23 protein-coding genes are annotated in these 24,131 nt (G+C 61.0%); 12 read left to right on the top strand and 11 right to left on the bottom strand.

The genetic code is table 11. The features are described from left to right. Position 1 precedes the first annotated feature (1 nt). The 3 genes from ACWNZ1_RS03335 (at position 2) to mapR (ending at position 3,457) form a co-directional block, all read left to right on the top strand. Positions 2-241, top strand: coding sequence for a DUF3203 family protein (locus tag ACWNZ1_RS03335; RefSeq protein WP_256452526.1), 240 nt, complete (start codon positions 2-4; stop codon positions 239-241). 213 nt (positions 242-454) lie between these two features. Then, positions 455-1,867 (top strand): cytochrome c oxidase accessory protein CcoG, encoded by a 1,413-nt coding sequence (gene ccoG, locus ACWNZ1_RS03330; protein ID WP_280944821.1) that lies wholly within the window; start codon positions 455-457, stop codon positions 1,865-1,867. Between the two features lie 180 nt (positions 1,868-2,047). Further along, entirely contained in the window at positions 2,048-3,457 is a 1,410-nt protein-coding gene (gene mapR, locus ACWNZ1_RS03325; RefSeq protein WP_135844663.1) for a GntR family transcriptional regulator MpaR, read from the top strand. A 150-nt stretch (positions 3,458-3,607) separates the two neighbouring features. Here mapR and ACWNZ1_RS03320 read toward each other — a convergent pair whose 3' ends face one another. Beyond that, positions 3,608-4,354, bottom strand: coding sequence for an SDR family oxidoreductase (locus ACWNZ1_RS03320; RefSeq protein WP_135844662.1), 747 nt, complete (start codon positions 4,352-4,354; stop codon positions 3,608-3,610). A 79-nt stretch (positions 4,355-4,433) separates the two neighbouring features. After that, positions 4,434-5,312, bottom strand: coding sequence for a Dyp-type peroxidase (locus ACWNZ1_RS03315; protein ID WP_135844661.1), 879 nt, complete (start codon positions 5,310-5,312; stop codon positions 4,434-4,436). Positions 5,313-5,564: 252 nt separating this feature from the next. Between ACWNZ1_RS03315 and ampC the strand changes: the two genes are divergently transcribed. Continuing rightward, a complete protein-coding gene (ampC, locus tag ACWNZ1_RS03310) occupies positions 5,565-6,713 on the top strand; it encodes a class C beta-lactamase (protein WP_280944819.1) in 1,149 nt (382 codons plus the stop codon). Between the two features lie 78 nt (positions 6,714-6,791). Here ampC and ACWNZ1_RS03305 read toward each other — a convergent pair whose 3' ends face one another. The 3 genes from ACWNZ1_RS03305 to ACWNZ1_RS03295 form a co-directional block, all read right to left on the bottom strand. After that, entirely contained in the window at positions 6,792-7,340 is a 549-nt protein-coding gene (locus ACWNZ1_RS03305; protein WP_135844659.1) for a DUF4174 domain-containing protein, read from the bottom strand. A gap of 186 nt (positions 7,341-7,526) precedes the next feature. After that, the gene (locus ACWNZ1_RS03300; RefSeq protein ID WP_135844658.1) at positions 7,527-8,312 is read right to left on the bottom strand and encodes a sulfite exporter TauE/SafE family protein; all 786 of its coding nucleotides are present in this window, start codon (positions 8,310-8,312) and stop codon (positions 7,527-7,529) included. Positions 8,313-8,422: 110 nt separating this feature from the next. Next, entirely contained in the window at positions 8,423-9,148 is a 726-nt protein-coding gene (locus tag ACWNZ1_RS03295; protein WP_238346750.1) for a hypothetical protein, read from the bottom strand. Between the two features lie 321 nt (positions 9,149-9,469). On the opposite strand from ACWNZ1_RS03295, the gene ACWNZ1_RS03290 reads away from it, so the two are divergent. Both ACWNZ1_RS03290 and ACWNZ1_RS03285 read left to right on the top strand, forming a co-directional pair. Beyond that, positions 9,470-10,621 carry an aldose epimerase family protein gene (locus ACWNZ1_RS03290; protein WP_135844656.1) on the top strand — a complete coding sequence of 384 codons (1,152 nt, stop codon included), beginning with the start codon at positions 9,470-9,472 and terminating at the stop codon, positions 10,619-10,621. 163 nt (positions 10,622-10,784) lie between these two features. Then, on the top strand, positions 10,785-11,606 hold the full coding sequence (locus tag ACWNZ1_RS03285) for an aldo/keto reductase (protein WP_135844655.1): 822 nt from the start codon (positions 10,785-10,787) through the stop codon (positions 11,604-11,606). 211 nt (positions 11,607-11,817) lie between these two features. Here the strand turns inward: ACWNZ1_RS03285 and ACWNZ1_RS03280 are convergent, their stop codons facing one another. After that, on the bottom strand, positions 11,818-14,181 hold the full coding sequence (locus ACWNZ1_RS03280; RefSeq protein WP_135844654.1) for a DNA polymerase II: 2,364 nt from the start codon (positions 14,179-14,181) through the stop codon (positions 11,818-11,820). A gap of 220 nt (positions 14,182-14,401) precedes the next feature. On the opposite strand from ACWNZ1_RS03280, the gene ACWNZ1_RS03275 reads away from it, so the two are divergent. From ACWNZ1_RS03275 to ACWNZ1_RS03255, 5 genes are all read left to right on the top strand, one after another. Next, on the top strand, positions 14,402-14,842 hold the full coding sequence (locus tag ACWNZ1_RS03275) for a CBS domain-containing protein (RefSeq protein ID WP_030138503.1): 441 nt from the start codon (positions 14,402-14,404) through the stop codon (positions 14,840-14,842). 112 nt (positions 14,843-14,954) lie between these two features. Then, on the top strand, positions 14,955-15,551 hold the full coding sequence (locus tag ACWNZ1_RS03270; RefSeq protein WP_135844653.1) for a paraquat-inducible protein A: 597 nt from the start codon (positions 14,955-14,957) through the stop codon (positions 15,549-15,551). Next, positions 15,548-16,207: a paraquat-inducible protein A gene (locus ACWNZ1_RS03265; protein WP_265072877.1), complete on the top strand. Its 660-nt coding sequence runs from the start codon at positions 15,548-15,550 to the stop codon at positions 16,205-16,207. Before ACWNZ1_RS03270 ends, ACWNZ1_RS03265 begins: the two co-directional genes overlap by 4 nt. After that, positions 16,188-17,846: a PqiB family protein gene (locus ACWNZ1_RS03260; protein ID WP_256452522.1), complete on the top strand. Its 1,659-nt coding sequence runs from the start codon at positions 16,188-16,190 to the stop codon at positions 17,844-17,846. The genes ACWNZ1_RS03265 and ACWNZ1_RS03260 overlap by 20 nt, the downstream gene beginning before the upstream one ends. Positions 17,847-17,863: 17 nt before the next feature. Next, positions 17,864-18,400 carry a PqiC family protein gene (locus ACWNZ1_RS03255; protein WP_256452521.1) on the top strand — a complete coding sequence of 179 codons (537 nt, stop codon included), beginning with the start codon at positions 17,864-17,866 and terminating at the stop codon, positions 18,398-18,400. 1 nt (position 18,401) lies between these two features. On the opposite strand, the gene ACWNZ1_RS03250 is transcribed toward ACWNZ1_RS03255, so the two are convergent. Next, on the bottom strand, positions 18,402-19,031 hold the full coding sequence (locus ACWNZ1_RS03250; protein WP_256452520.1) for a glutathione S-transferase family protein: 630 nt from the start codon (positions 19,029-19,031) through the stop codon (positions 18,402-18,404). Between the two features lie 194 nt (positions 19,032-19,225). Here ACWNZ1_RS03250 and ACWNZ1_RS03245 point away from each other — a divergent pair, with 194 nt between their 5' ends. After that, positions 19,226-19,738 carry a phage infection protein gene (locus tag ACWNZ1_RS03245; RefSeq protein WP_280944816.1) on the top strand — a complete coding sequence of 171 codons (513 nt, stop codon included), beginning with the start codon at positions 19,226-19,228 and terminating at the stop codon, positions 19,736-19,738. Positions 19,739-19,835: 97 nt separating this feature from the next. On the opposite strand, the gene ACWNZ1_RS03240 is transcribed toward ACWNZ1_RS03245, so the two are convergent. The 4 genes from ACWNZ1_RS03240 to ACWNZ1_RS03225 all read right to left on the bottom strand — a co-directional run bounded on the left by ACWNZ1_RS03240 (position 19,836) and on the right by ACWNZ1_RS03225 (position 23,849). Further along, the gene (locus ACWNZ1_RS03240; protein ID WP_135844647.1) at positions 19,836-20,930 is read right to left on the bottom strand and encodes a DUF1615 domain-containing protein; all 1,095 of its coding nucleotides are present in this window, start codon (positions 20,928-20,930) and stop codon (positions 19,836-19,838) included. A gap of 278 nt (positions 20,931-21,208) precedes the next feature. Further along, positions 21,209-22,183, bottom strand: coding sequence for a porphobilinogen synthase (gene hemB / locus ACWNZ1_RS03235; RefSeq protein WP_256452519.1), 975 nt, complete (start codon positions 22,181-22,183; stop codon positions 21,209-21,211). Between the two features lie 113 nt (positions 22,184-22,296). Beyond that, positions 22,297-23,154 carry a PhzF family phenazine biosynthesis protein gene (locus tag ACWNZ1_RS03230; RefSeq protein WP_456027340.1) on the bottom strand — a complete coding sequence of 286 codons (858 nt, stop codon included), beginning with the start codon at positions 23,152-23,154 and terminating at the stop codon, positions 22,297-22,299. Continuing rightward, positions 23,151-23,849: a glutathione binding-like protein gene (locus tag ACWNZ1_RS03225; RefSeq protein WP_135844644.1), complete on the bottom strand. Its 699-nt coding sequence runs from the start codon at positions 23,847-23,849 to the stop codon at positions 23,151-23,153. Before ACWNZ1_RS03225 ends, ACWNZ1_RS03230 begins: the two co-directional genes overlap by 4 nt. Positions 23,850-24,131: the final 282 nt, after the last annotated feature.

Here is a 24,131-nt window from a genome sequence, read left to right as displayed (position 1 = left end):
CATGCTTGAGAAAATCGACGAAGACAAGACCTGCCATTTCACAACCGACAACGGGACGGAACAACTGCGCCCTGCCACCGAGCTGACCATCGTGACTGATTCGGACAAAGCCATGTCAGCCGTGGATGTCAACGGCGAGCGGGTCTATATCACCGAGACCGAAGCCGACGCCTTGACCGTAGCCGGGGCAGTTGATGGACGCAAACACCTCAAGGCCACTGACAGCGATTCGGTGATCTGAATCCCTGTAACGAGAAAAGCCCCCACCTGTGGCGAGGAAGCAAGCGCCCTCGCCACAAAGGCTTGTTCGGCTATCGTTGAGTGCATCAAAGTGTCGCAGGGCCGGGGTTTTCTGGCATCTGATCCGGTTTTTATCTAAACACCTGAGTCTGTTATGCAAACAGTTCCATGGTCATAGTGCGCCGGCCAGATAGAGGCTGATGAGCGACCGACCATGAGCGATAGAATCCCCGTCCAGTTGATACAGACCTTCGAACCCTCGCCACCAAAGATCAAGGCCAAGACCACTGATAAACTGATCCACACCCGCAGCTTCACCGGCTTGTTTCGCACCTTGCGCATAAGCGGTGCGGGGGTTCTGTTCCTGCTGTTCTTCGGCACAGCCTGGCTGAACTGGGGCGACCGCCAAGCGGTGCTCTGGGACCTTTCCGAGAGCAAATTCCACATCTTTGGCGCGACCTTCTGGCCCCAGGATTTCATCCTGTTGTCGGCCTTGTTGATCATCGCCGCCTTCGGGCTGTTCGCGATTACCGTGTTCGCCGGTCGCGTGTGGTGCGGCTACACCTGCCCACAAAGCTCCTGGACCTGGATTTTCATGTGGTGCGAGAAAATCACCGAGGGCGAGCGCAACCAGCGGATCAAGCTGCAAGCCGCGCCCTGGGGCCTGAATAAGCTGCTGCGCCGCTCGGCCAAGCACACGCTGTGGATGGCTATCAGTTTGCTTACCGGTCTGACCTTCGTCGGCTACTTCACGCCGATCCGACCGCTGGCCGAAGAGCTGCTGACCCTGCAAATGGCCGGCGTCAGTTTGTTCTGGGTGCTGTTCTTTACTGCGGCCACCTACCTCAACGCCGGCTGGCTGCGTGAGGCGGTGTGCATGCACATGTGCCCCTATGCACGGTTCCAGAGCGTGATGTTCGACAAAGACACGCTGACCATTTCCTATGACACGGCCCGTGGCGAAATCCGCGGCCCGCGCAAACGCGAAGTGAACCCGGCCAATATTGGCCTGGGCGATTGCATCGACTGCCAGATGTGTGTGCAGGTCTGCCCCACCGGCATCGACATCCGCGATGGTTTGCAAATGGAATGCATCGGCTGCGCAGCGTGCATCGACGCCTGCGACTCGATCATGGACAAGATGGGGTATGCCCGCGGCCTGATCAAATACACCTCCGAACATCAGCTGCAAGGCGGCAAGACCCATCTGCTACGGCCTCGGCTGATCGGCTATACCGCCGTGTTGCTGGTGATGATCGGCGCGCTGGCCCTCGCGTTGGTGGAGCGGTCCATGGTGTCGCTGGACGTGAGCAAGGACCGAGGCCTGTTCCGCGAAAACAGCGCTGGCCAGATCGAAAACATCTACAGCCTGAAAATCATCAACAAGACCCAGCAGCGCCAGGACTATGAACTGTCCCTGGTGGACGGCGACGGCTTCCTCCTGCAAGGCAAGACGCAGCTGAGCCTGGCTCCGGGGGAAATTATCGATGTGCCGGTGTCGGTGGCGATGCTCAGCGAACGGCCTGAACGCGGCTCTCGGGAAATGACCTTCAAGGTGGCAGACAGTGACGAGCCTGACATCTACAGCGTGGCCAAGAGCCGTTTTGTCGCGCCGATGAATCGGTGAAGCTTTAAGATGCCGAGCACCTATGGGAGCGGGCTTGTGGGAGCAAAGCTTGCTCGCGAAGAACGATGACGCGACCTTACTGTTGATCCGTGTCGCCTGCGTCGCGAGCAAGCTTTGCTCCCACGGGCTCTCCCACAGTTTAAAAGCGCAAACCATGTGTCACTCAAGGCTGGGCCCGCAATGAAACGCTACGAAAAATTCGCCGACGACATCGCTGAACTGATCCGTTCCGGCATGCTGGGCCCGGGTCAGCGTGTGCCATCGGTTCGCTACGCCAGCCAGACCTACGGTGTCAGCCCGTCCACGGTGTTCCAGGCCTATTACCTGCTGGAGCGCCGCGGCCTGATCCGGGCTCGGCCACGCTCGGGCTACTTCGTCAACACCCATGCGCCGAACCCGTTTTCCGAACCGGCGGTCAGCAGCCATGTGCACGAATCCACCGAAGTCGACGTCAGCGAGCTGGTGTTTTCCGTGCTGGACTCGATCAAGGATCCGACCACCGTACCGTTCGGCTCGGCGTTCCCCAGCCCGATGCTGTTTCCACTGCAACGGTTGTCCCGCTCGCTGTCCAGCGCCACCCGGGATATGGACCCGCGCATGGTGGTCACGGACATGTCACCGGGCAACCCGCAACTGCGTCGACAGATTGCCCTGCGCTACATGGTCGGTGGGCTGATGCTGCCCATGGAGGAACTGCTGGTCACCAACGGCGCCCTGGAAGCCTTGAACCTGTGCCTGCAAGCGGTGACCGAGCCCGGAGACCTGGTGGCGATCGAAGCGCCGGCGTTCTACGCCAGCCTGCAAGTGTTGGAACGGCTCAAGCTCAAGGCCGTTGAAATCCCCGTCCATCCGCGCGACGGCATCGACCTGGACGTGTTGGCACAGACGCTGGAACGCCATCCGATCAAGGCCTGCTGGTGCATGACCAGTTTCCAGAACCCCATGGGCGCGACCATGCCCGAGGAAAGGAAACAGGCCTTGGTTGAGCTGCTGCGCCGCCATCAGGTGCCGCTGATCGAAGACGATGTCTACGCCGAACTCTATTACGGCCAGCAGGCCCCCAAACCGGCCAAGGCGTTCGACACCGAAGGGCTGGTGATGCACTGCGGTTCCTTCGCCAAGAGCCTGGCGCCAGGCTATCGCATCGGCTGGGTCGCCGCCGGGCGCTACGCACAGAAGATCGAACGGCTCAAACTCATGACGTCACTGTGTGCCTCGATGCCGGCCCAGGTCGCCATCGCCGACTACCTGCAACACGGCGGCTATGACCGTCATCTGCGCAAACTGCGTTACGCCCTGGAAGAACAGCAAAGCGCCATGCTCGCCGCCATCGCCCGCTACTTTCCAGCCCAGACCCGCGTCAGCCAGCCGGCGGGTGGTTATTTCCTGTGGCTGGAACTGCCGGAACAGATGGACTCGCTGAAACTGTTCCAGATGGCCCTGGCCCAAGGCATCAGCATCGCCCCGGGGCCGATTTTTTCACCGACCCGGCGTTTCAGGAACTGCATCCGCCTGAACTACGGCAGCCCGTGGACCGAAGTGTCGGAGAAGGCGATGGAGACGTTGGGGCGGATTATTCGATCGTTTTGACTGCTGTGTCGATCTGGCTATCGCCTTCGCGAGCAAGCCCGCTCCCACATTGGATTTGCTGTGCGGCCACAATCATTGGTTCACCGCAGTCCAGGGTGGGAGCGGGCTTGCTCGCGAAGAGGTCGATACTGACAACGACAAACCAGAGGTTTAGCGCCCGCCCCCCAAATCCACAAACGTCCCGGTCGCATACGAAGCCTTGTCCGACAGCAGCCAGATAATCGCTTCGGCCACTTCGTCCGGACGGCCGCCCCGGGCCATGGGGATCGCCGATTCCAGCTTGCTGACCCGGTCCGGATCACCACTGAGGGCATGGAAATCGGTGTAGATATAACCCGGGCGAACGGCGTTGACGCGAATGCCTTCGCCGGCCACTTCCTTGGACAGGCCAATGGTGAAGGTGTCCAGTGCGCCCTTGGAGGCCGCGTAATCAACGTACTCATTCGGGGAACCCAGGCGGGCGGCCACGGACGAGACGTTGACGATGCTACCGCCCTGCCCGCCATGGCGGGGCGACATGCGCAGCACCGCGTGCTTGGCACATAGAATCGGTCCCAGCACATTGGTCTTCAGGATCTTGAGAATGCGGAACTCGGACATTTCATCGAGCCGGGACTTCTGGGCGACCGTGCCGGCATTGTTCACCAGCGCCGTGACGCGGCCGAGTTCGGCGTCCACCCGGTGGAACAGCGCGATCACTTCGTCTTCGATGCTCACGTCGGCACGCACGGCAATCGCCTGCGCCCCCTTGGCCCGGACATGCTCAAGCACCTCCTGCGCGGCGCTTTCATCGGACTGGTAGTTGATGCAGATCCGGTAACCCAGTTCGGCGGCCAACAGCGCCGTGGCCGCTCCGATTCCGCGGCCGCCACCGGTAATGACGATGACTTTATCCACGTTTGCTTCCCCCGTTCCACGGATAGACGTGCGCCCCCAAGGATAGCGTTCACGTCACGCTTTGCACAAACCGCTGCGCTTACCGGGCCAGGGCGCGCAGGTCCAGGCGCCCGTCCAGCAGCGGCGGGCACCAGTAGTAACCGCCGGTGATCGGCCGGCTCATGCGATACAGACCGTCGGTGATGCCGTCCTCCAGACCACTCATGCGCCGCAGTTGCGCTTCAAAAGCGTCGAGGGAGAAACCAAACGCCAGAAACATCAGACCGGCGCGATCGCCCTCGATCCACGGCATGGAGCGGCGCACGACGAAGGCCTCCGGCGCGAAGCTTTCCTGGGCGGTGCGTTTGACGTGGGCCGACTCCGGCGCTTCGTCGATTTCCTCGTTGTCGCTCAAGCGCCGGCCCATGATGTTGTCGCGCTCGTGAGGCTGCATGGCGGCGAAACCGTCCAAATCGTGTTGCCACTGCTGGATCGCGGCAAAACTGCCACCACGCACGCCGTCGACGCCTTGGGCCAGGGCTGCGGCGACAGCTGCTTCGTCATGAGGGTTTTCGGTGCCATCTTCATAACCCGTCAGGTCATGGCCGGTCATGTGGCGGAAGGTTTCGTTCATCTGCACCAGGCGCAACGCCGGGGCCAGCGCCGCCTCGATGGCGCGGCTGCGGTGCAGCAGCTCGCCGCGGTCCTCGCCGTGCAACCAGCACCACAGCGCGTGCTGGGTCGAAGGGTTGTCCACGCCGACACCAGCCAGTGCCGGAAATGCCCGCAGGCCTTCGATCTGGGCACCCAGCGCCTGGACCAGCGACTCACCGAAGCCAATCACTGCACGACCATCGACCAGCAACAGGAGCCTGTCTATCGCAGCCGGCAGCGCCTCGACCGATTCCAGGGCAAAAAACAAGTGACGGGCCTGAGGCGGAACAGGGGTGGCAAGAATGCCGGGCTGGTAGTAGCTCATGTCGACTCCTTTAGAAAGAGCGCAAGTTTACCCGGCGCCCGTGAGTTTGTGTGGTTTGCCATACGACCGTGGAACGCCCGGACATCAAAGTTTTTCGTAGGAACTCTCCTATGCCCCAGTCGGACGACTCGCAAGCGGGTTTGGGCCACACGACAGCCGATTGCCAGCCAACCGAAAACTCCCTAGATTGAGCCCCCCCTCAGGCGCTCCGGATGCGGAGCGGCTGGAACCATCCATGGAGAGCGGTCAGACATGCACATTGCCAAATCGATACTCACAGGTACTTTCTTTCTGTGCTGTGGCCTCACGCCAGCCTTGGCCCAGGACAGCCTGGAGGACACGGTCAATGCCGCTATCCAGCCCCTGATGAAACAACAGGACATCGCTGGCATGGCCGTTGCGGTGACCTACAACGGTCAACGGCATTACTTCAATTACGGCGTGGCCTCCAAAGATACGAAAAAACCGGTGACCGACCAGACCCTCTTCGAGATCGGCTCAGTCAGCAAGACCTTCACCGCGACGCTCGGGGCCTATGCCCAGGCCCGGGGCAAACTGTCCCTGTCGGACCCGGCCAGTCGCTTCGCCCCCGAACTGCGCGGGAGCGCCTTCGAGGGCATCAGCCTGCTCAACCTCGCCACCTACACCCCCGGCGGCCTGCCTTTGCAGTTTCCCGAGGACGCGGACCATCCAGACCGGATGTTCAGTTATTACAAGACCTGGAAACCGCTCTACCCGGCCGGCACCCAGCGGCTCTATTCAAACCCGAGCATCGGCTTGTTCGGCTATCTGGCAGCCCGCAGCCTGGGCCAGCCATTCGATGAGCTGATGGAACACACGCTGATGCCGGGATTGGGGCTCAAACACAGTTATGTGCGGGTGCCGAAGGATCAACAGAACCGATACGCCCAGGGCTACGCAAAGGACGGCGAAGCCGTCCGGGTCGGGCCCGGCGCGATGGATTCCGAGGCTTACGGGGTGAAAACCAGCTCATCTGATCTGATTCGTTTCGTCGAGGCCAACCTGCGGCCTGAAAAACTGGACGCCGATCTGCACCAAGCCATTGCCACGACCCACACCGGGTTCTACACCGTAGGCGGGATGACCCAGGGCCTGGGTTGGGAGCTCTACCCTTACCCTCTCACTTTGGAACAGTTACTGGCCGGCAACTCGACACAGATGGCCATGGAGCCCAACACAGTAGAACCTCTCGATCCACCACGGCCTGCGCCGGACGACGCCTGGATCAACAAGACCGGGTCGACCCGCGGCTTTGGCGCCTATGCCGCGTTCGTGCCCGGCAAGAACATGGGGATTGTGTTGCTGGCGAACAAGAACTATCCGAATGAGGAACGGGTAAAAGTGGCGTACCGGATCCTCACTGCACTGGATGGGCAATAAGCAACGCGTACGCGAGGGAAGCTTGCTGTGGCGAGGGAGCTTGCTCCCTCGCCACAAGGGTCTCATCAGCCTTAAGGCTCAATCATCCAACGGCTTCGGCGCAGCGGACGGTTTGACTGCCTTGCCAGCCTTGGCGCCCTTCGCATCCTTGGTCGGCACAGGTTCCGGTGCGGGAGGTGGGGCGGGAGGTGTCGCCTCCTTTTCTGCCGCAGGCAGTTTATCGACGGCATCAAAGACGTCTTTCAGTTCGATCGCCCCGGAATGCTCCAACTTCTTTTCCCCGTCCTTGCCCACCAGGATGACCTTGGTCTGGGCACCGGCGCCCAACCTGAGTGAACGGATCAACGCCATGGTGCTTTGTGGGTCCAAGTCTTTGCCATCACGCTGGCCGATAGTGTTGAGGATGGTGTAGAGCACCATGTTGCGCTCGGCAAAGCCCTGCTTGCCGGCCGGCTCGTCCAAGGCTTTTTTCAGGCTGACCCAGGCGGGGTCGACAGTGCTGGGGGCGATGACGATCAGGGGCCGGGTCTTGCCCTTCTCCGCCTCCAGGGGTGGGTCGCCATCCGCGGCGAACAGGGGGCCGGCGACAGCCAGCAAGGTAGCGAAGGTCAACGACCGAATGAGCATGCGCCTCTCCTTTTGATATCTACGCTGTACTGATTGCGCATGGCGGCGATTGTTCCGCGACTCGCCCAATACTACGCCTGCCTGCCTTGAAGCTTAGGCTAGAGGGTTCATTGCGCAACCGGGCGAGGAGCAGACAACTTCGGTACTGAAGCCAGAAGGGACTATTGTGGGAGCGGGGGGGCAGTGTCAGAACGCCAACTTGAACCCGATCATCGCCAGCATCACCGCCAGGCACGGGCGCAGTACCTCGTCAGAGATGCGCCCGGACAAATGGCTACCCAGGTAGATCCCCGGCAACGAACCGACCAGCAAGTAGCCAAGGATGTGCCAGTCCATGTTGCCCATGCTCGCGTGGCCAAGGCCCGCGACCAACGTCAGTGGCACGGCGTGGGCGATTTCGGTGCCCACCAGGCGCTTGGTGACCAGGAACGGGTAGAGAATGAACAACGCGACAGTGCCCAGGGCCCCGGCACCGATGGAGGTCAACGCAACCATGGTGCCCAGCACCAGGCCGGTGACAACCGTAAGCACGTTAAGTCTTGTGCCAGTGGGGTTGTAGTGACCGCCAGCGCGATCATGGGCGAATTGCAGCAGGCGCTTCTTGAACAGGATCGCCAGGGCGGTGGCGAACAAGACAAAGCCCAAGGCTTGCTTGATCACCGCGTTCATGGCGTCGGGCGAACTGTGCAGGCTGCTGAGAAACCACAGCGTCAAGCCGACCGCCGGCACGCTGCCCAAGGTCAGCCAGCCAGTAATGGCCCAGTCGATGTTGCGGTTCCTGGCATGAACCAGGACACCACCAGATTTGGTAATGGCCGCGTACAGCAAGTCCGTACCCACCGCAGTCGCGGGGTTGATACCGAACCACAACAGAATGGGGGTCATCAGCGAACCGCCGCCGACGCCGGTCATCCCGACGATGAAACCGACCACCAAGCCTGCTACGACTAAACCGACATTACCGAAATCCATTAAACCCGTCTCAGCGCGACCGCGTGGAAAATCTGGCCGCGAGCATAGCGATTTTTCTTATAACCACCTATATCGATGTGATCTATCTTTATTCCTTTTTCATTATCAACTCACTGAACCGGCAGGAAGTTCAGGAACAACAGGCTCTGGGCGTAGTTCAGCCCGATCCGCCGGTAACGCTCGTCCAGCATCTGAGTCAGCAGGTCCAGGCGCGCAACGATTTTCCCGAATTCCACGGCGAAACTCAGGTTGCTGCCCTCCTCCGAGATCTCGTTGGAAAACAGCAACGGCTGGCCGGCCTTGTTCTGTCGCTGGCTCAGCAACCAGGTGGCCTTTTCGATATTGCGGGCCGCGTTATTGACAAAGCGTGGGTCGATGGCGTCGGTCATGTAGAACTCCAGGCGATTGCCATGGGCCGTGACCAGCATGCTGCCGATGGCATAGATGAACGCACCGACCCGATCGCCGAGGAATTCCGGGCTCATGGCATAGCTCAGGGCGGCCAGGTCCTTCTTGCCACCCAGGGTGGGCAAGGGTTGTTGCTGCTCGATGGCCATGCGCACCTGTTTCTCGGCGGCGCGAGCGTCGAGAAAGCCGGATTTTCGCAGTTCCTCGGGGTTGCGCAGGTACAGCTTGCTCATCAGCAGATAAAGACTTTGCAGGTTGTCGCGCATCGACAGCGTGGCCATGCGGTCGACGCTGGTCTGCAAGAACTCCTGGGGCCTGGCGTTGCTGAACTGAGTGACCATGTCCTGCCCCTGCTGGTGGCTGCAACCGCCGCTGAGCAGCAGCAACACACCGACCAACAACGCCGGACAGCGACGTCGCAACATCATCACGGAATAAAAAGCACCGGCCATCGAGTCTCGGTCTGAGCATGGGGAAGCCACGGGGGTCGCCGCTTCCAGGCCATGGATAGAGCGGCAAAAAGCGCAAAAGTGCAGTGCCCGGCGAAAAACCTTCCCTCCCTGGCTAGACTCGCCCACTCAATTAGTCTTACTTTTTAATTGATAAATCTCTATTTATGGCTATAAATCCTCTTCTCAACCCACAAATAGAAAGACTACTGACAAAAAAACCTTCGCCGCTGTCCGACCAGTAACTGACTCGACTCGCGTTAAAAACAACAACAAAACAACAGGAAGGAAGGTCATACCATGCTTGAATCCAGACATCTGCTCACGGCCCTCGGAGTGTCTCTGATGATCGCCACCTCGGCTTCCCAGGCTGCCGGCCTGACCAATGAACGCGGTGCGTTCGGCAAGACCAGCGACGGCACGGCGGTGGAAAAATTTGTGCTGCGCAACAGCCATGGCATGGAGGCCACCGTCATCACTTACGGCGGTATCCTCCAGTCATTGAGCGTGCCCGACAAAAACGGCAAGGCCGCCGATATCGTGCTCGGTTTCGACGATGTGCAGGGTTACCAGAAGAACGGCAGCGTGTATTTCGGCGCGACCATCGGCCGCTTCGGCAATCGCCTGGCCGACGGCGCATTCGAGCTCGATGGCAAGCGTTACCAGGTGCCGCAGAACGACCATGGCAATTCCTTGCATGGCGGGCCCCAAGGCTTCGACAAACGCGTGTGGAAGGCCGAACCCCATGATGGCAAAGACTCGGTGGGCGTTACCCTGACCTATGTGTCGCCAGATGGCGAGATGGGCTTTCCCGGAGCGTTGACGACCGATGTCACCTACAGCCTCAATGAACAGAACGAGTTGCGCATCGATTACAAGGCCACCACCGATAAACCCACGGTGCTGAATCTGACCAACCACAGCTATTTCAACCTGGCCGGCGCCGGCAATGGCGACATACTCGAGCAGATCGCGACTTTGCACGCGGCCCACTACACGCCGGTCACCGGCAAGCTCATTCCCACCGGCGAGCTGGCCCCCGTGGCCGGTACACCGATGGATTTCACCCAGCCCACCGCCATCGGCACGCATATCAAGGCTGATCACCCCCAACTCAAATTCGCCGAACCGAAACAGGGCGGCTTCGATTTCAACTGGGCGCTGGACGCCAAGGGCGACGTGAAAAAACTGGCCGCCGAGGTGTATGACACGGAATCCGGACGACGCCTGCAGCTCTATACCACCGAGCCTGGCGTGCAGTTCTACACCAGCAACTTCCTCGACGGCACGGTCAAGGGCAAGCAAGGCAAGGTCTACCCGCATTGGGGTGCGTTTACCCTGGAAACCCAGCACTACCCCGATTCGCCCAACCAGCCGAACTTCCCCTCGACGCGACTTGATCCAGGCCAGACCTACACTCAGACCATGGTGTTGAAGTTCTCGGCGAAATAAAACCCAACGCAACACCCGTAGGTGCTGTCGAGCGAAGCGAGGCTGCGATCTCTCCCCAGACCATTGAGCCTGGAGCGAAAGATCAAAAGATCGCAGGCTTCGCCAGCGCCTACGACTATCCTGCTGTCCATTGGATTATCGATCAGCATGACAGGAGGTAGACATGAGGACTCTGGAATTGGCCGGCGTGTCCGTACCGGTGATTGGCCAAGGCACCTGGCGCATGGGGGAAGAACCGTCCCATCACAAGAAAGAAGTCGCAGCCCTGCGCTTGGGCATCGAGCTGGGCATGACCCTGATCGACACGGCGGAAATGTATGCCGAGGGGGGGGCCGAGACCGTCGTTGGCGAAGCAATCACCGGCCTGCGGGATCAGGTTTTCCTGGTGAGCAAGGTCTACCCTCACAACGCCAGTCGCAAAGGCATTCCCCTGGCGTGCGAACGCAGTTTGCGCCGGCTCGACACCGACTACATCGACCTTTACCTGCTGCACTGGCGCGGGCAGTACCCGCTGGAGGAAACCGTCGAAGCTTTCGAGCGTCTGCGCGAAGAAGGCAAGATCGGCCGTTGGGGCGTGTCGAACTTCGACGTGGCGGACCTTGAAGAACTGGCCTCGCCGGCCTGCGCGACCAATCAGGTACTGTACAACCTGCAAGAGCGCGGCATCGAATTCGACCTGCTGCCCTGGAGCCAAAAACAACCCATGCCGGTCATGGCGTACTGCCCGGTCGGCCAGGGCGGACATCTGCTCAAGGACCATACCCTGGGGCAGATCGCCGAACGCCACGGCGCGACGCCGGCGCAAATCGCCCTGGCCTGGCTGTTGCGCCAGGACAACGTCATTGCGATTCCCAAGGCCGTGCAGCCTGAACATGTGCGCTTGAATGCCGAAGCGGCGAACCTGACGCTTGAACCACAGGATCTGGCGGCGTTGGACCTGATGTTTCCGCAGCCTCGGGGCAAGCAGCGGCTGGCGATGGTCTAGTTCTCACGAGCAGTGGGCTTTTTTGTGGCGAGGGAGCTTGCTCCCGTAGGAGCTGTCGAGTGCAACGAGGCTGCGATCTTTCTTTCCCATGACACTTGAATCTCAAGCGAAAGATCAAAAGATCGCAGGCTTCGCCAGCGCCTACAGAGCGCAGCGGGAGCAAGCTCCCTCGCCACAAAGGCATCCAGCCAACCAATAATGCCGCATCCCGTCAGAACAACCCCATCTGCCCCCCCACCAACGTCGAGAAATCATCGTCCACAAACGGCAGGATCGCATCCGCCACCGGTTGTAGCTGCTTGGTCACGTAGTGGTCGTAATCAATCGGGGCGCTACGGATTTCCAGCGGTTCAGGGCCGGCGACGGTGATGACGTAGCTGATCCAGCCGCCATTCTGGTACTGCCGCGGACGTCCCTGGCGTTGGTTGAACTCGTCGGCCAGGCGCGCGGCGCGCACATGGGGCGGCACGTTACGTTCGTAGTCCTCCAGTGGCCGACGCAGGCGCTTGCGGTAGACCAGCCGTTCATCAAACGCACCTGCCAGGGTCTGCTGCACGTAATCGCGTACGTAATCCTGATAAGGCTTGCGGTGGAAGATCCGCCCGTACAGCTCCTGCTGGAATTGCCGAGCCAGGGGCGACCAGTCGGTGCGTACGGTCTCCAGGCCCTTGTAGACGATCTCGTCGCTGCCGTCGGCGCGGGTCACCAGTCCGGCGTAGCGTTTTTTGCTGCCTTCCTCGGCGCCACGAATAGTTGGCATCAAAAAACGCTTGAAGTGGGTTTCGAACTGCAACTCCAGCGCGCTCTCCAGGCCGAATTCGTCACGCACGTGCTCGAGCCACCACTGGTTGACGTGCGTCACCAGCTCGCGACCGATGCTGGCCGCCTCCTCCTGGCCATGGGGCCGGCGCAACCAGACGAACGTGGAGTCGGTATCCCCATAAATCACCACATGCCCCTTGGCCTCGATCAATTGCCGGGTGCGCTGCATGATCTGGTGGCCACGCAGGGTGATGGACGAGGCCAACCGTGTATCGAAGAAGCGGCACCCACTGGAACCGAGCACGCCATAAAAGGCGTTCATGATGATTTTCAACGCCTGGGACAGCGGTGCGTTATGTTCGCGCTTGGCGGTTTCCCGGCCTTCGGCAATCCGCGCCACGATGGCCGGCAGGCAATGCCGGGTACGGGAAAACCGCGCACCGCGAAAGCCTGGCACCGACGCCTGGTCGTCGGGATGACGCAGGCCTTCGATCAAACCCACCGGATCGATGAGGAAGGTGCGGATGATCGACGGATACAGGCTCTTGTAGTCCAGCACCAGCACCGACTCGTAGAGTCCTGGCTGGGAATCCATGACAAAGCCACCCGGGCTGGCCTCGGGCGGGCGCTGACCAAGGTTCGGCGCGACGAAACCCTGGCGGTGCATCAGCGGCATATACAGGTGCGTGAAAGCCGCCACCGAACCGCCGCTGCGGTCCGCCGGCAGGCCGGTGACGCTGGCCCGTTCCAGCAGGAACTTGAGCAACTCGGTCTTGACGAAGATCCGCGTCACTAGCTCGCAGTCCTTGAGGTTGTAGCGGGCCAGGGCCGGTTTGTCCTCGGCGAACATGCGATTGATCTCGTCCATGCGCTGGTACGGGTTATCGATGGACTTGCCCTCCCCCAGCAGCGTCTGGGCGACGTTTTCCAGACTGAATGACGGAAAACTCCAGGTCGCTGAACGCAAGGACTCGATACCGTCGATGATCAGCCGGCCGGCCGCCGAGGCAAAAAAGTGGTTCTTGCGCGCGCCGTGCTCGCGCCATTGCATCTCTTCCCCACCACGCCCCAGGCGTAACGGCACGGCCAGGCGCCGGGCATGCTCGTGCAACACGCGCAGATCGAATTGCACCAGGTTCCAGCCGATGATCCCATCGGGGTCGAAACGGGCGAACCAGTCGTTGAGTTTTTTCAGCAGTACCGTGCGCGAGTCGCAGTACTCGAGCTGAAAATCCACACCGCTGGCGTCGCCATTGGGCGGGCCGAGCATGTAGACCTGACGCTCGCCGCAGCCCTCAAGGGCAATGGAATACAAATCGCCCTGGGCGGTGGTTTCGATGTCCAGGGACACCAGGCGCAACGGTGGCCGGTATTCGGGCGCCGGTTTCATCTGGGCGTTGAGCAACAGGCCGTCAGCCGTCGGTGTGCCGTCAAACCAGACCGGGGCGGTGATGAAACGCTCCATCAAGTAGCGTTCCGGGGGCCGGATGTCAGCCTCGAACACCTCCACGCCGGCACGGCGCAGGGTGGTGTCCAGGCGCATCAACTGGGCGTGTTGCTGGCAATACAGCCCCAACACCGGGCGATGTTCGAAATCCAGCAGGTCCAGGGGGCGAAGCTCTACGTCCTTCTCCCCTTGCAGCAGGGCTTCGAGTTGGCCACGCTGAATCTGTGGCACAAACGCCACCGACGGCTGCACCGGCAGGCGCACATGTCGGGGGCCGGCGTCGGTCGCCAGCCAGAACTCGACTTCGGTGCCGGCCGGGGTGTCGCGCCAATGCCGGGTCAGGACGAAGCCCTGCTGTAAATCCACCGCTGCAACCTCAATTTTGCGTGAGCGGTGATTCTACCTGTGGCGAGGGGACTTCACCTGCTCATGAGCTCCCTCACCACAGGGGGAATAGCCTTGCATCGGCGTTAATTTAACTGGCAATGACGCTTTTGGACGACTGGCCGCCGCTTTACCGCTTGCTCTACGCCATTGGGTCTACGATTCTTTAAGCACCCGCAAAAACAACACCTGAGGCTCCTCCATGAAAACCGTCGCGCAGTTGCTCCGGATAAAAGATGAGAAAAACCAGCAAGTGCACACCATTTCACCGGACGACATGGTATTGCAGGCCCTGATGCGCATGGCCGAGAAAAACGTCGGCGCCTTGCTGGTGGTGAAAAACGATGAAGTGCTGGGGATCATCAGTGAGCGTGACTATGCGCGCAAAATGGTCTTGCACGGCCGCTCGTCGGTGGGCACGAAAGTGAGCGACATCATGGTCTCCCCGGTCATCACCATAGACCCGCACCAGAATGTCGAAACCTGCCTGAGCATCATGACTGAAAAGCACCTGCGGCATTTGCCGGTGGTCGAGGACGGCAAGCTCGTCGGCCTGCTGTCCATTGGTGACCTGGTCAAGGAAGCGATTGCCGAGCAGGCGGACCTGATCCGGCAACTGGAGCAGTACATTCGCGGCGAATGATCGTTCGGCTGGCCATGTGAAAACCCAGCGAGTTTTTCACAGGGCCAGCCGGTCGGGTTGCTCATTCTCAACGTACTTCTATATTGAAGGGGTTGTTCCTGCGAGCATCCCGATGGCCACCACCGACCGACTGATCATTTGTGAGCATTGCGATGCGGTGTACGAGCCGGTTGTGCTGGCCCCGCACCAGAAAGCCTCGTGCGTGCGCTGCCACGCGGTGATCCAGCGTTACAACGGCCTGAGCATCGAGCAGCGCCTGGCCCTGAGCGTTACCGCAGCGGTGCTCTGGGCGTTCGCCAACGTCTATCCGGTGATGAGCATTCGCCTTCAGGGCCTGAGCAACAGCGCCACGCTGTGGGACTCCATCGTCGCGCTGAGCCTGGGGCCGATTACCTTCATCGCCCTGGTGGCGGCGGTGGCGATCATCATTGCCCCAGCCTTTCAACTGACGCTCCTGATCTGGGTGCTGGCCTACGCCTACGCCAACCAGCGGGCGCCGGGGTTCAACCTGTGCATGCGCAGCCTGGAAACCCTGCGGCCCTGGAGCATGCTGGAGGTGTGCCTGCTGGGCGCGCTGGTGGCGGTGATCAAGCTCGCCGGGTTGCTGGACGTGCTGCCGGGCATCGGCCTGTTCGCCCTGGCGGTCTTGAGCCTGTTGATGATCCGCATTGCCGGGCGCGATGTCCGCGACCTGTGGGACAGCCTGTGAACGGCAAGCCGCAGAACACTCCGCCAGAGGCTCGCGATCTGAACCTGTGCCTGTGCCACAGCTGCGGCCTGGCTTGCGACATGACCGACGAACCCGAGACATGCCCCCGCTGCGACGCCGCCCTGCATCGACGCAAACCCAACCCCATCACACGCACCTGGGCCTACATGCTCGCCGCGCTGGTGTTCTATATCCCGGCCAATCTCCTTCCGGTGATGAACACCCAGATGCTCGGTGACGGTGCCGACAGCACCATCATCAGCGGCGTCATCGAATTCTGGCAGGGCGGCGCCTGGGACATAGCCCTGATCATTTTCATCGCCAGCATCGCAGTACCGGGCATCAAGTTCGTGGTACTGACCTTGCTGCTGGTCACCGTACAACGGCGCAGCACCTGGGCCCAGGTCCAGCGGGCGAAGCTGTACCGGCTGGTGGAAATCATCGGCTACTGGTCGATGCTCGACGTGCTGGTGGTCGCCCTGGTGGCGGCGCTGGTCAAGTTCCAGGCCCTGAGTGATATCGAACCGCGGCCGGGCATCCTGTTCTTCGGCCTCGTGGTGCTGTTCACCATGCTCTCGGCCATGAGTTTCGACCCCCGATTGATCTGGGACACCCAACCTTCCGAGGAGGTCATGGATGAAGTCGCAAGCCACTGACGGGCAGCAACCCACACCGGGTCGCGCCAATGTCACCACCCGCCGCTGGACGGTGTCGCTGGTCTGGATCGTGCCAATCATCGCGGTGCTGGTGGGGCTGTCCCTGGTGGTCCACAACTGGCTGCAGGAAGGCCCGACCATCACCATCACCTTCAAGACCGGCCAGGGCCTGACCGCCAACAAGACCCAGGTGAAATATCGCAACGTGGTCATCGGCCAGGTCACCGACGTGCAACTGAGCGCCGACCAGAAGAACGTCACCGCCACGGTCAAGCTGGCCAAGACGGCCGACACTTTCACTCACCAAGACTCGGTGTTCTGGGTCGTGCGACCGCGCATAGGGGCCGGCGGCATCTCGGGGATCGACACCTTGCTGTCTGGGGACTTCATCGGGGCCGACGCCGGTCAGTCGAAAGTGCGCGCCAAGTCCTTTACTGGCTTGGAGAACCCGCCCCCCATTACTTATGGCGAACCGGGCAAGCGCTTCACCTTGCATTCCCAGGACCTCGGCTCGCTGGACATCGGCTCGCCGGTGTACCTGCGCAAGATCCCGGTGGGCCAGGTGGTGTCCTATGCGCTGGACGCCGAGGGCAAAGGCGTGAACATCGACGTGTTCGTCAACGCACCCAACGATGTGTACGTCACCGAAAACACCCGGTTCTGGAATGTCAGCGGTGTGGACGTGAACGTCGGTGCCAACGGTTTTGCGGTGAAGACCGAATCACTTTCGGCGCTGCTGCTGGGCGGCATTGCGTTCCGGGCGCCGGAGTACAGCCCCAATGACACCCCCGCCAGCGAGGACAAGACATTCGAGCTGTTTGCCGACCAGCAGAGCGCCCTCGCCCCACCCGATGGCAAGGCGCAATACCTGGCTTTACGTTTCGATCAGGCACTGCGCGGATTGCGCGTCGGCGCGCCGGTCGAGTTCCTTGGCGTGGAAGTCGGCAAGGTGGTCGCCATCAACCTGGATTTCGATGAGAAGCAGCGCAGTTTTCCGGTCAACGTCGGTGTGGTGATCTACCCACAGCGCCTGGGCAAGGCCCATGAGAAACTGCTCAAGGCGCTCAATCACGACCCGGAGGACGAAGCGGCCTCCGCCCGCCTGATGGGCAGCTTCGTCGATCGGGGACTGCGTGCCCAGGCCCGCAGCGGCAACCTGCTGACCGGGCAGTTGTACATTTCGCTGGATTTCTACCCCAAGGCAGAAAAAGTCGCCTTCGACCCCGCCGCCCGCCCGGTCCGTATACCGACTATCCCGGGCAGCCTCCAACAATTGCAGGAACAACTGCAAGCGATGGTCGAGCGCATCAACAAACTGCCGCTGGAAAGCGTCGCCAGCAACCTGAACGGCAACCTGGTGGAATTGCGCAAAGGCCTGGCCCAATTCAATAGCAAGACGCTGCCAAGCGTGCAAAACACCTTGCAGGACGTCAGCAAGACCCTGCAATCGGCCAACTCGACCCTGGCCGAAGACTCGCCGCAGCGTGAACAACTGACCCAGACCCTGGACGACCTGGGACGCATGTCACGTTCGCTGCGCGAGCTGTCCGACTACCTGAGCCGCCATCCCGAATCGCTGCTTCGCGGCCGTCCCAAGGACGCACCGGCGCAGAACCTCACATTGCCGGTGACAGAATGATCACAGGAGCCCGCCCCATGCCGCTGACGCTGAAATTCACCTTGGTTGCCGTGGCATTGCTGCTCGGCGCCTGCCGCAGCGATCCGATCCACTATCACACCTTGAGCCCGGCCCAACCGGCCAGCCAGTCGCGCTCCGGCGTGGACATCCAGATCGAACAGGTGAGCGTTCCGCCCCAGGTGGATCGCACCCAGATCGTCATTCGCCAAGGCAACAGCGGGCTGGCGATCCTGGAAACGCAATGGTGGGGCGCCAGCCTGGCCGATGAACTGCACAGCAGCCTGGAGGAGCAACTGAACAACCCCGGGGCGCCGAAGCGGTTGCTGCGGGTCGACGTGCAACGCTTCGACTCCATCCCTGGCCGTTATGCCCGCATGGACGTGCAATGGCGCCTGCGCAACCTGGGCAACGAAGCCCCTCCCCTCACCTGCCGCAGCAGCCTGCAAACCCCGGCGGCAGACAGCATCGATGCGCTGGTGACGGCGCATCAGGACAATGTCCGGCAATTTGTCGGCCTGGTTGAGCAGGCCGCTTCGCGTAATGCCTGCCCCTGACTCACCCGGGCCAATGCAGCGACAGCACTGGTGCGATGCGCGGATGGTGGTCAATGCGCTCCAATAGCCCGTAGAACTCAGGACGGGCGCCTATCAGCGCCTCCCGCGTGCCGCTCCACTTGGAGATCACGGCGGCCAGGATATCCAGCGCACCCGGCTCGGCACCGCTGAGAAAAGGTCGGGCCGGGAACTGGTCGGCAAACAGCGCCCAGTTGCGATACAGCCGTTGCCGGGTGCCCGCGACCAATTGCTGCCGGGTTGCCTCGTCCGCATCGGTCAGCCAGCGTTCAGGAAAATCAATGATGCCGATGGGCGTATAGCAATTGGCGGCGATATAGACCAGGCCGCGGATGGCTTGTGCGCGCTGCGCGGGGTCATCAGGCAGCAACTTCGATTCTGGATAGGTCAGCCCGAGATGAATCAGGATCGCTGCGGCTTCGGTCAGCACCGAGCCGTCCGGCAACTGCAGGGTCGGGACCTGCTTCTGAGGGTTCAATGCCTCGAGTTCTTTCGCCGCGTCGCTGTCTTCGGTGGAATAGGCATCGATCCGGCGATAAGCCACGTCACATAGACGCAGGGCAATCTCCACCGCCGAAGAACCGGATTGGCTGTGGCCGAATAACTGATACATGAACTTGCCTCCAGCATAAGGGGTAGCCGGTAGAGCCCGCGGGCCCATCAGTGTTCCATCAAGCTGGCCGGTAGCGGACCAACGAGCTATCACTGCCGTCGATGTTCACCATCACGTCAATGAAGTTCTCTTGATAATCCCCCGGCGCAACAATGGCCCCACACAAACCAACAGCATCCCCGGAGCACACCATCATGAAACGCCAAATCATCCTCAGCGTCGCTTTCTCTGTCCTGGCCGCCAACGTATTCGCCGCCTCCTCCCAACCCGTCGTCGCCGAAGGCGGCTCTGATCGTTTGATTGAAAATCGCGTTGCCGAAGGCGGTGCTGATCGCTTGCTGGAACGTCGCGTCGCTGAAGGTGGTTCCGATCGCCTGATCGAAAACCGTGTTGCCGAAGGCGGTGCTGATCGTCTGCTGGAACGCCGCGTCGCTGAAGGTGGCTCTGATCGCCTGATCGAAAACCGTGTTGCCGAAGGCGGTGCTGATCGTCTGCTGGAACGTCGTGTTGCTGAAGGTGGCTCTGATCGCCTGATCGAAAACCGCGTTGCTGAAGGCGGTGCTGATCGTCTGCTGGAACGTCGTGTTGCTGAAGGTGGCTCTGATCGCCTGATCGAAAACCGTGTTGCTGAAGGCGGTGCTGATCGTCTGCTGGAACGTCGCGTCGCTGAAGGTGGCTCTGATCGCCTGATCGAAAACCGTGTATGAGTTGTTCAACCACAACGCTTCAATCGTCTGCCGAACCAGCCCCATCGCAATAAAAGCCCGGTCTCATCCACCGGGCTTTTTCATGGGCCAGGTTTACCTAGCGCCCCGCCGCCCGTGCCATGCACCGCTGATAACGCTCATCCACCCGCTTGGCAAACCACGCCGTGGTCAGCTTGCGAGTGATCTTCGGGCTCTTGAGCACGATTCCCGGCAATACCGCTCGCGGCAACCGCTTGCCCTCGGCCCGCTCAGCCAATTCGAACACGCGCTTGTAGAGCTTGCTGTCTTCGAACGCGAGACTATCACCCAGCTCCAACTGATCGCGAATGGTCGGGTTGCGCATCCCCAGCGACTTGCCCAACGTACGCACCGCCAGCTCCGTGCTGCCCGGCATGATGGAACCCGGCAGAATCAAATCCCCGTCCAGCGCCAGGGAAATGCCTGAGGCCCGGCTCACCGCATGCTGGAAAGCGGCGTTGCGACTGGCGTACCACCCGGCATTGAAATCGGCAAAACGATACAACGGCTCGGTATAGCTCACCGGATAGCCGAGCAAATGTGCGATACCGAAATACATCCCGCCACGACGACTGAACACTTCACGACGAATCGAGCCATCCACCGTGTAGGGATAGTCCCGGGCATTGTCCTGGGCAAAGGCGATGCTGACCTGCATCGGTCCGCCTGTGTGTACCGGATTGAAGCCGTCGAACAGCGTTTTGCCCAACGGCACCGTGCCGATGAAATCATCGAAAATCTCACTCAACGCCTTCTCGCTACGCGCCGCGTCGAGCCGGTCGCTGTAGCTCTTGCCGTTGGGCGAACGCACCTCCAGTGCGCCGCTGACCAACAACTGCGGAATGTGTACCTTCGCCGCACGGCGGTTGATCTCCTGCCGAGCGATCTTGCCCAGCCCCGGCACCGCCGGATCTGCCTGGAACGTCGATTCCTGTTCGGTCACAGCCAGGACCGCACAGATATTCTGCGTCGTGGTTGGGATCTGCTGAGCCGCGAAGGCCACATAAATGTCAGTCGCCCAACCTTCGCGATCCGCAGTCTTGGCCGGCAACAACCGCACGATCTGCCTCTTGACCTCTGCGGGCTGGCGTTCAGGTTCCTGGACCTGGCGACTGCCACAACCGGCAAGAGCCAGCAATGCGGCGACGCTGATCATCAATCGATTGAGTTGCATGGTGCTCCATCAAGTCTGTTATTGCGGAGCAACCATACGATCAAAAGCGGGCACGGGCTATGGCCCGTCGTCCAGAGCACCGAAATGGCTGTGGGAAAGAACCGGTTCAACAGTCACCCGATACCTAATGTGGGAGCGGGCTTGCTCGCGAAGGCGTCAGCACATTCAACATCACCGCCACCTGATCCACCGCCATCGCGAGCAAGCTCAGCTCCCACAGGGATCTGGGTGAACGCCGGATGTGTGAACACCCGCCCCCAGCGAAAACCCAGCGCTGATCAGATCCCGCTCAACGCCAGGTCCATCGCAAAGTAAGTGAAGATCAGGTCTGCCCCCGCCCGCTTGATCGCGCCAAGGCTTTCGCGCACTACGCGGGCTTCGTCGATGGCGCCGGCCTGGGCGGCGAATTTGATCATCGCGTATTCGCCGCTGACCTGATAGGCCGACAGCGGCAGGTTCGAGGCCTGGCGAATGTCGCGGATGATGTCGAGGTAGGCACCGGCCGGCTTGACCATCAGCGCATCGGCGCCCTCCTGCTCGTCGAGCAAGGATTCGCGCAGCGCTTCGCGACGGTTCATCGGGTTCATCTGATAGCTCTTGCGGTCGCCTTTCAACGCACTGCCGCCCGCCTCGCGGAACGGGCCGTAGAGCGCCGAGGCGAATTTGGTGGAATAGGCCATGATCGCCGTCTGGCTGAAACCGGCTTCGTCCAGGGCCCGGCGGATGGCCTGGACCTGTCCGTCCATGGCCGCGGACGGCGCAATCACATCGGCACCCGCGCGGGCCGCGGCCACGGCTTGCTTGCCGAGGTTGGCCAGGGTCCGGTCGTTGTCCACTTCGTGCCCGTGAAGTACGCCGCAATGGCCGTGATCGGTGTACTCACAGAAGCAAGTGTCGGACATCACGATCATTTCCGGCACCGCGTCCTTGCAAATCCCCGCCATGCGCGACACCAGGCCGCGCTCGTTCCAGGTATCGCTGCCGTCGCTGTCCAAATGATGGGAGACACCAAAGGTCATCACCGCCTTGATGCCGGCCCGGGCATAGCGCTCGATCTCACCGGCCAGTTTCGACTCAGGAATACGCACCACGCCCGGCATGCTCTTGATCGGCACGAAGTCATCGATTTCTTCTTCGACGAAAATCGGCAACACCAGGTCATTCAAGGTGAATTCGGTTTCCTGGAACAGGCTGCGCAGGCTCGCATTGCGGCGCAGACGGCGTGGACGTGCTTCGGGGAACTGGCTGGACATGGGACTCCTGGGCAAATGGGGCTCGATCACAGGGGGCAAAGCTTATGCCCTGGTCGACCAAGGCACAAACGCCGGCAGGAAAACAGAGTGTTACCGACCTGGCAATAATCCCCTCACAAGGTCAGCGAACCATTGATGCAAGTCACCACCGCGCCACCAATCCACACCTCCTCCCCTATTTGCTCGACATGAATCTGCCCGGCCCGGCCCATGGTCAAGCCCTGGCTGACCACATAAGCCGAAGGCGCCAACCCCTTGGCCAGCATCCACTGTGCAAGCCCAGCGTTCAGGCTGCCGGTGGCGGGATCCTCGGGCATGCCATCGCCCGCAATGAAACCACGCACTTCAAACTGTGCCTCGTCGCCATCCACGGCCGGATCCCAAGGCGCGATCACGCCCACGGCCAGGTCGAGCAATTGATGATAATCAGGCTTGAGCGTCAGGACCTGCTGGCGATCCTTGAGCATCACCGCCAGCCAACCGGCGCCATTATCGACCCATTGCGCCTCGACAATCGCCTCGGTCTCCAGCCCAAGCCCCTTGCACACCCGCTCCAGCAGGTCGGCCTCCAGCGGTCCGGATTTGAGCAAGGGCGGCGCCAGGAATGCCAACCCGTAATCACTGCGGCGAATTCTGACCAGACCGACGCCACATTCCTGCACGATCTCCAGCCCTTTCGGCACGCCTCCGGCTTCGAGCCAGGCGTGGCAACTGCCCAAGGTCGGGTGACCGGCAAACGCCAGCTCGGTCGAGGTGGTGAAAATACGCACCCGGTAATCGGCCTCCGGATGCTGCGGCGCCAGCAGGAACGCGGTTTCGCTGAGGTTGGTCCAGTTGGCAAAAGCGCCCATGCGCTCGCCACTGAGCTCATCCGCGCCAAACACCACCGCCAGCGGATTCCCCTTGAGCGGCACGTTGCTGAACACATCCAGTTGTTTGAAATCGAATCGGCTGGCCATCGGCTCATTCATTCCGGAATCTTCAAGCCGCGTACCACCGCCGGTCGCGCCAGAAAGCGCTCCAACACCCGCGTCACATTGGGGAAGTCCTGGATACCCACCAGATCACCGGCCTCATAAAACCCGATCAAGTTGCGCACCCAGGGAAACGTGGCGATGTCAGCGATGGTGTAGCGCTCGCCCATGATCCAGTCCCGTCCTTGCAGGCGACCGTCGAGCACCTTGAGCAGGCGCTTGCTTTCCTCGACATACCGATCGCGAGGCCGTTTGTCTTCGTAGTCCTTGCCGGCAAACTTATTGAAGAATCCCAACTGCCCGAACATCGGCCCGATCCCGCCCATCTGGAACATCAGCCACTGGATCGTCTCGTAGCGCGCCGCCGACTCCTGAGCCAGCAACTGACCACTCTTGTCCGCCAGATAAATCAGAATCGCGCCCGACTCGAACAACGCCAACGGCTGATCCCCCGGCCCATGAGGATCGAGAATCGCCGGGATCTTGTTGTTGGGGTTCAGGGAGAGAAACTCGGGAGACAGCTGATCGTTGCTGCCGAAATCCACTTTGTGGGGCTCGTAGGGCAGGCCGATCTCTTCCAGCATGATCGAAACCTTGACGCCGTTGGGGGTTGGCAGGGAGTAGAGCTGGAGCCATTCAGGGTATTGGGCGGGCCATTTTTGGGTGATGGGGAATGGGGTCAGGTCGGGCATGGGGGCAAGCTCGGCGATTAAGGAAAGGCCTGAGAATAATCCAAGACGTGCGGGACAACATCACAAGCACGTCACGGGATTCACACTACCCCTTCTTAATTTCGCAACATCCTGTCGCTAACATTCGACTCACCTCCCCACAGGAGGCCTTACAGTGCACAGGATCAACCCCGATCGAACCAAAGGAGCTCAGGAGACTCTGAGCAATGCCCCCGAGGAATCGAAGCGGCGTAACGACAGGGAAAAACACCCCGAGCCAAAAGCTCTGCGGTGCCAAGGTTT

This window comes from Pseudomonas sp. CFBP 5748 (assembly GCF_053850495.1).
This window is presented reverse-complemented; position numbering and strand designations above follow the sequence as displayed.